This window comes from Trinickia sp. (assembly GCF_051961175.1).
In the GTDB taxonomy this organism is placed as follows: Bacteria; Pseudomonadota; Gammaproteobacteria; order Burkholderiales; family Burkholderiaceae; genus Trinickia.
This window is the reverse complement of the sequence record NZ_JBQCDN010000439.1, coordinates 1-5900: the sequence shown is the minus strand read 5'-3', so window position 1 is coordinate 5900 and position 5900 is coordinate 1. Positions and strand designations below refer to the sequence as shown.

Here is a 5900-nt window from a genome sequence, read left to right as displayed (position 1 = left end):
TCGGCGAAGTGGAGATCAACCCGGCCGATTTGCGGATCGACACGTTCCGCGCGTCCGGCGCGGGTGGACAGCACATCAACAAGACCGATTCGGCCGTGCGCGTGACGCACTTGCCAACGGGAATCGTCGTCGAGTGCCAGGACGACCGCTCGCAGCACAAGAACAAGGACCGCGCGCTGAAGGTGCTCGCTGCGCGCATCAAGGACAAGCAATCTCACGAGCAGCACGCGAAGGAAGCCGCCACGCGCAAGAGCCTGATCGGTTCGGGCGACCGCTCGGAGCGCATCCGGACTTACAACTTCCCGCAAGGGCGGCTGACCGATCACCGGATCAACCTGACGCTCTATAAGCTCGACGCGATCATGGACGGCGATCTCGACGAATTGATCGCGGCGCTCGTGAACGAGCACCAAGCGGAATTGCTGGCCTCCCTCGGCGACGCCGACTAAGCCCCTCGACACCGCCCCATCGAATTCACACGCGCTCATGACGTCCGGCTCCGCGACCGCTCCCTTCACCGTCAGTGCTTTGCTGCGAGCCTCGCCGCTGCCCGCGCTCGAAGCGCGCGTGCTGCTCGGCCATGTACTCGGTTGGCGGCGCACCGAACTCATCACACGTGACGACGAACCGCTGGATGGCGGCGCGGTGGCCGCGTTTCGCCGCCTCGAAACGCGCCGTGCCGCGGGCGAGCCGATCGCCCAACTCGTCGGCGTGCGCGAGTTCTACGGTCTCGCCTTCGAAGTCACGCCCGACGTCCTCATTCCGCGCCCGGAAACGGAATTGCTCGTCGAGATTGCGCTTGCCGCCGTCGAATCGGTCGCGCACCCACGCGTACTCGATCTGGGCACAGGCAGCGGCGCCATCGCCGTCGCGATCGCCAGCGCGCGGCCCGATGCGCGGGTATGGGCGGTCGACCGGTCGCCCGCCGCGCTCGCCGTTGCCGCACGCAACGCGGCAAGGTTGCTCGATCGCGGCCGGCCCGGAAGGGCATTGACATGGCTCGAGGGGGATTGGTACGGCGCCCTCTCCGCTTGCGAGGCGCCTGAATTCGACATCATTGTCAGCAATCCGCCATACATCGCCGCGGGCGATCCCCATCTCGACGAGGGCGATCTGCGCTTCGAGCCGCGGGGCGCCCTGACGGATGAATCGGACGGCTTATCGGCGATTCGCGCCATCGCAGCGGGTGCGGGTCCGTTTTTAGCCCATGGCGCGCAGTTGTGGATCGAGCATGGGTATGATCAAGCCATGCATGTTCGCCATGTGTTGGCTGCCTCGGGCTTCGCGAATGTCCAATCGCGTGAAGACCTGGCCGGCATCGAGCGTACAACGGGCGGCATGCGCGTTTGAACGGTCGGAGCGGTGGCTTTGCAGCGGCCGCGCTATTACCGATCGTCCGATCTGCATCTAACATGAATAGATGCATCATCGGCGCTGTTATGATGAATCCTGGCCTGCGTGCGGCTCGACTCGTCGCGGGTCACCCCAATCGAACCTCAATCGAACCTCAAGCGGAGCCCACGGTGAAGTGTCCCTTGCCGCCTGTCAGCGAGCCTTTGATCGTTCGCGATACTGAGCTTCGTCCCGATGACGCGCCCGACTTGACGCAAAGCAAGTTCGCGCGCATCGCGCTGAAGGAACTCTCGTCGTTCGTCGCCCTCCTCAGCCCGGCGGGCACCGTGCTGGAGTGCAACCGGGACCCTATCGGCGCACCGTCGCAGCCGCTGCCCAATCTGATCGGCCAGCCGCTTGCCGAGGTCTTCCCGAGCCCCGACGAGCCTCCTCGCACGCGTGAAACGCTACGGCAAACGATTGCGCGCGCCGCGGCGGGCGAGACAGTGCAATTCGATCTGGAGCTGCCCGCGGCTGCACCCGGCAAACCGCCCGTCATCCTGGAGTCGACTGTGCGGCCCGTGCACGACGATGCCGGCCGCGTCGCCTTCGTGCTGCTGGAGGCGCGCGAGGCCACGCAGCAACGCAGTGACGAAGCCGCGCTGCGTTCGAGCCGCGAAGAGGTGCATCGCGGCCACGAAGCATCCGCCCGATTGCAGGAAACCGAGCAGCGGTTTCGCCTGCTCGTCGACAGCGTGGTCGATTACGCCATTTTCATGCTCGACGCCGAGGGTTACGTCACGAGCTGGAACCCGGGGGCCCAACGCATCAAAGGCTACGGGGCGGATGAAATCATCGGCCAGCACTTCTCGCGCTTTTACACGGAAGAGGACCGGCGCGACGGCGTGCCGCAAGCGGTGCTGGCCCGCGCCGCTCGCACGGGCAAGTTCGAAGGCGAAGGCTGGCGCGTGCGCAAGGACGGCTCGCGGTTTTGGGCGAACGTGCTGATCGATGCGATCGTCGGGCCTGACGGCGAGGTCATCGGGTTCGCCAAAATCACGCGCGACCTCACCGAAAAGCGCAATGTCGAAGCGCAACTGCGTCAATCGCAGAAGATGGAAGCGATCGGCCAATTGACGGGCGGGATCGCCCACGATTTCAACAACTTGCTGCAAGTGGTGATCGGCAGCCTCGAAGGGCTCCAGCGGCGTGCCGGCGGCCTCGAGCACTTGCCGCAAGGCGCGGACATGGCGCGCTTCGTCACCAACGCGCTGCGCGGCGCCGAGCGCGCCGCCAATCTCACCCGGCGCCTGCTCGCGTTTTCAAGGCGCCAGGCGCTCGACGCGAAGCCGACCGACATCGGCAAGCTGGTTTCCGGGATGTCGGAGTTGCTGCGTCGCACGCTCGGCGAAGGGATTTCGATCGAAACGGTCAACGCACCCGAACTGTGGCGTGTATCGGTGGATGCGAACCAGCTCGAAAGCGCGCTGCTGAACCTCGCCGTCAACGCCCGCGATGCGATGCCGGGCGGCGGCAAGCTGACGATCGAAACGGCCCATTGCGTGCTCGATGAATTGTACGTCTCGCGTTTCGAAGGTCTCGATGCCGGGCAGTACGTGATGATCGCCGTCAGCGATACCGGCATGGGTATGACGAAAGAGGTGGTTGAGCGCGCGATGGAGCCGTTTTTTACGACGAAGGAGGTCGGCCAGGGCACGGGCCTCGGGCTCAGCCAGGTCTATTGCTTAGTAAAGCAATCGGGCGGGCACGTGCGCGTCTACAGCGAGGTGAACGAAGGCACGACGGTGAAGCTGTACTTGCCGCGCCTGCCGGGCAACGCAGCCGAGGATGAGCGGACCGACCGGCGGCCCGTGCCGGCCAGCCGGATCGGCGAGACGATTCTCGTCGTGGAAGACGATGAAAGCGTGCGCGCGGCAACCCGCGACATGCTGCGCGAACTCGGCTACCGGGTCGTCATGGCGGAGGATGGCGTGAGCGCCCTGCGGATGCTCGCCGAGCGGCCCGAAATCCGCCTGTTGTTTACGGACGTCGGGCTGCCGGGCGGCATGAACGGCCGGCAGCTCGCCGACGCCGTGCGCGCGCGCCGCCCTGAACTGCCGGTGCTGTTCACGACGGGCTATGCACGCAATGCGATCGTCCACCACGGCCGGCTCGATCCCGGTATCAACTTGCTGTCGAAGCCGTTCACGTATGCGGAGTTGGCGGACAAACTGAGCCGGATGCTGGCCGACGCGCCCGGTGCGCCGCGGTAGCGTATCGGCTTTCGTTGGCGAAATCCGCTATCATTGGCCTTCAGAATTTTTTCCGTTCCGCGCGTGGCGCGCAGCACAAGGTCAGTCATGGATACGCAACAACGCATCAAGCAAATCATCGACGAAAACGCCGTCGTCCTTTTCATGAAGGGCAACGCGCAGTTTCCGATGTGCGGCTTTTCGGGCCGCGCCGTCCAGATTCTGAAGGCCTGCGGGGTCGATCAGTTCAAGACGGTCAATGTGCTCGAAGACGAGGAAGTGCGTTCGGGCATCAAGGAATTTTCGAACTGGCCGACAATCCCGCAGCTCTACGTGAAGGGTGAATTCGTCGGCGGCTCGGACATCATGATGGAAATGTACCAGTCGGGCGAGCTGCAGCAACTGTTCGCCTCGGCCTGAACCGAGCACGCGGCCCGGCGAGTCCATCGCCGGCCCCGCAGCCTCCCGCTTCCTGTCATTCATGTCGTCTTCCGCCACGGCGCCGTCGCGCCGGCTGATCGTCGCGATCACCGGCGCCACGGGCGCAATCTACGGCGTCCGCCTGCTCGAGACGATGCGGCGCATCGATGGGCTCCAAACCCATCTCGTCGTCTCCAGCGCCGGTTGGCTCAATCTTCAGCACGAACTCGGATTGACGAAGGACGAGGTCCATCCGCTGGCGGATGTCGTGCATAGCGTGCGCGATGTCGGCGCGAGCATCGCGTCCGGTTCATTCGCGACCGACGGCATGATCATCGCGCCGTGTTCGATGAAGACCTTAGCCAGCGTCGCTCACGGCCTGTCCGATAATCTGATCGCGCGCGCAGCCGACGTCACGCTCAAGGAGCGCCGGCGTCTCGTGCTGCTGGCCCGCGAAACGCCGCTCAATCTGGCGCATCTGCGCAATATGACAGCCGTCACCGAAATGGGCGGCGTGATCTTCCCGCCGCTGCCCGCGTTCTACAACCGGCCGACGTCGATCGATCAGATGGTCGACGACACCGTCGCGCGCGTGCTCGATATGTTTTCGCTCGGCCCAGCCCTGGCTGCCGCCTGGACGGGGCTGCGCGGCGAGGCGTGATAGGCGTGATTCAGCCTCGAACGCCTCGCGCATTCGCAACTGCCTCGACAACCTCGACTCACGCTACGGGTCGCTGTCGCAACTATCGCGACACGATCCATTTCCTGAAAGCGGGTTTCGCAGCGCGGAGCGTCGGCATATAGTCGGTCGATAGTCGCAGGTGATTCAACGCCTGCGCGTGCGCCTTCCAGCGCTTCATGTTCCCCTGGGCTTCAGCCAGACGGACATCTCGCCCGGCGCACGGCCACCATGAACCGAAGCCTGATTGCGCTTGCGCATTCCTCATACCATGTCACGTCTGCCCTCCCTCTTCTTGTCCCACGGCGCACCGACGCTGCCGATCGATCCCGCCATGCCGTCAGAAGCATTTTCTGCGCTGGGCGCTCGCCTGCCGCGTCCGCGTGCAATCTTGATGCTGTCGGCGCACTGGGGAACGGATATGCCCGTCGCCAGCACCGCCGAGACACCGGAAACGATCCACGACTTCTACGGTTTTCCGCGGCCGTTGTACGAGTTGCGCTATCCGGCGGCCGGTGCGCCGGACGTCGCTCGCGCGGCAGCCGGCCTGCTGAACGCCGCGAACATCCGGACGAGCGCGCAGCCCCATGGGCTCGATCACGGCGCGTGGGTACCGCTGTTGCTGATGTACCCGCGAGCCGATATTCCGGTCGCGCAGCTATCGATTCAGCCGCATCGCGACCCGGCGCATCACTACGCGGTGGGACGGGCGCTGCGGCCATTGGCCGATGAGGGCGTGCTGATCATCGGCTCGGGCCAGATCACCCACAACCTGCGGGCAGCGGATTTCAGCGCAGCGCCAAGCGACGCAGATCCGCGCGTGGCGGAATTCACCGATTGGTTCGAGGCGCGCCTCGCCGAACACGATGTGGACGCGTTGCTCGACTATCGCGTTCGGGCCCCCCACGCCGCTTTGATGCATCCGACCGACGAACACTTGCTGCCGGTATTCGCCTCGCTCGGCGCGGCCAGCGACGGCTATGCGCTCGAGATCGAGTCGCTAGGGACGTTTCAGCGGGCGCTGGCCATGACGAATTATCTTTTCCTCGGCTGAGCGGGACTGGATGGTGCCGGGCTCGCGGCGGACTCAGCGCGGGGGCAACCGAGGACGGTGACCCGCCAACGAGAAGGGGCCCCCACAACGCTCGGCAGGTGGGGCCGACGGCAGTGGGGTGGCGCACCCCCGGGGGGGCCGCGGGGCGCCGGGCGCGTTTAAC

At 65.3% G+C, this 5900-nt stretch carries 6 protein-coding genes; all 6 read left to right on the top strand.

The genetic code is table 11. The features are described 5' to 3' along the window. Nucleotides 1–449 (top strand): peptide chain release factor-like protein (locus tag ACTHL0_RS25020; protein WP_440569758.1); only part of this gene is annotated, 449 nt, incomplete at its 5' end. A gap of 37 nt (nt 450–486) precedes the next feature. Beyond that, a complete protein-coding gene (gene prmC, locus ACTHL0_RS25015; protein ID WP_440569756.1) occupies nt 487–1350 on the top strand; it encodes a peptide chain release factor N(5)-glutamine methyltransferase in 864 nt (287 codons plus the stop codon). A gap of 173 nt (nt 1351–1523) precedes the next feature. Next, nucleotides 1524–3605, top strand: coding sequence for a PAS domain-containing protein (locus ACTHL0_RS25010; protein WP_440569755.1), 2082 nt, complete (start codon nt 1524–1526; stop codon nt 3603–3605). A gap of 87 nt (nt 3606–3692) precedes the next feature. Further along, nucleotides 3693–4004 carry a Grx4 family monothiol glutaredoxin gene (grxD, locus tag ACTHL0_RS25005; protein WP_440569754.1) on the top strand — a complete coding sequence of 104 codons (312 nt, stop codon included), beginning with the start codon at nt 3693–3695 and terminating at the stop codon, nt 4002–4004. Between the two features lie 61 nt (nt 4005–4065). Beyond that, nucleotides 4066–4665: a UbiX family flavin prenyltransferase gene (locus ACTHL0_RS25000; RefSeq protein WP_440569752.1), complete on the top strand. Its 600-nt coding sequence runs from the start codon at nt 4066–4068 to the stop codon at nt 4663–4665. 289 nt (nt 4666–4954) lie between these two features. Further along, a complete protein-coding gene (locus tag ACTHL0_RS24995; RefSeq protein WP_440569751.1) occupies nt 4955–5737 on the top strand; it encodes a DODA-type extradiol aromatic ring-opening family dioxygenase in 783 nt (260 codons plus the stop codon). The last annotated feature ends 163 nt before the right edge of the window (nt 5738–5900 follow it).

What these genes read in the sequence shown, in the direction of transcription:
- prmC (WP_440569756.1), top strand. Translation starts at nt 487, where the DNA reads ATGACGTCCGGCTCCGCGACCGCTCCCTTCACCGTCAGTGCTTTGCTG.
- grxD (WP_440569754.1), top strand. Translation starts at nt 3,693, where the DNA reads ATGGATACGCAACAACGCATCAAGCAAATCATCGACGAAAACGCCGTC.
- ACTHL0_RS24995 (WP_440569751.1), top strand. Translation starts at nt 4,955, where the DNA reads ATGTCACGTCTGCCCTCCCTCTTCTTGTCCCACGGCGCACCGACGCTG.
- ACTHL0_RS25000 (WP_440569752.1), top strand. Translation starts at nt 4,066, where the DNA reads ATGTCGTCTTCCGCCACGGCGCCGTCGCGCCGGCTGATCGTCGCGATC.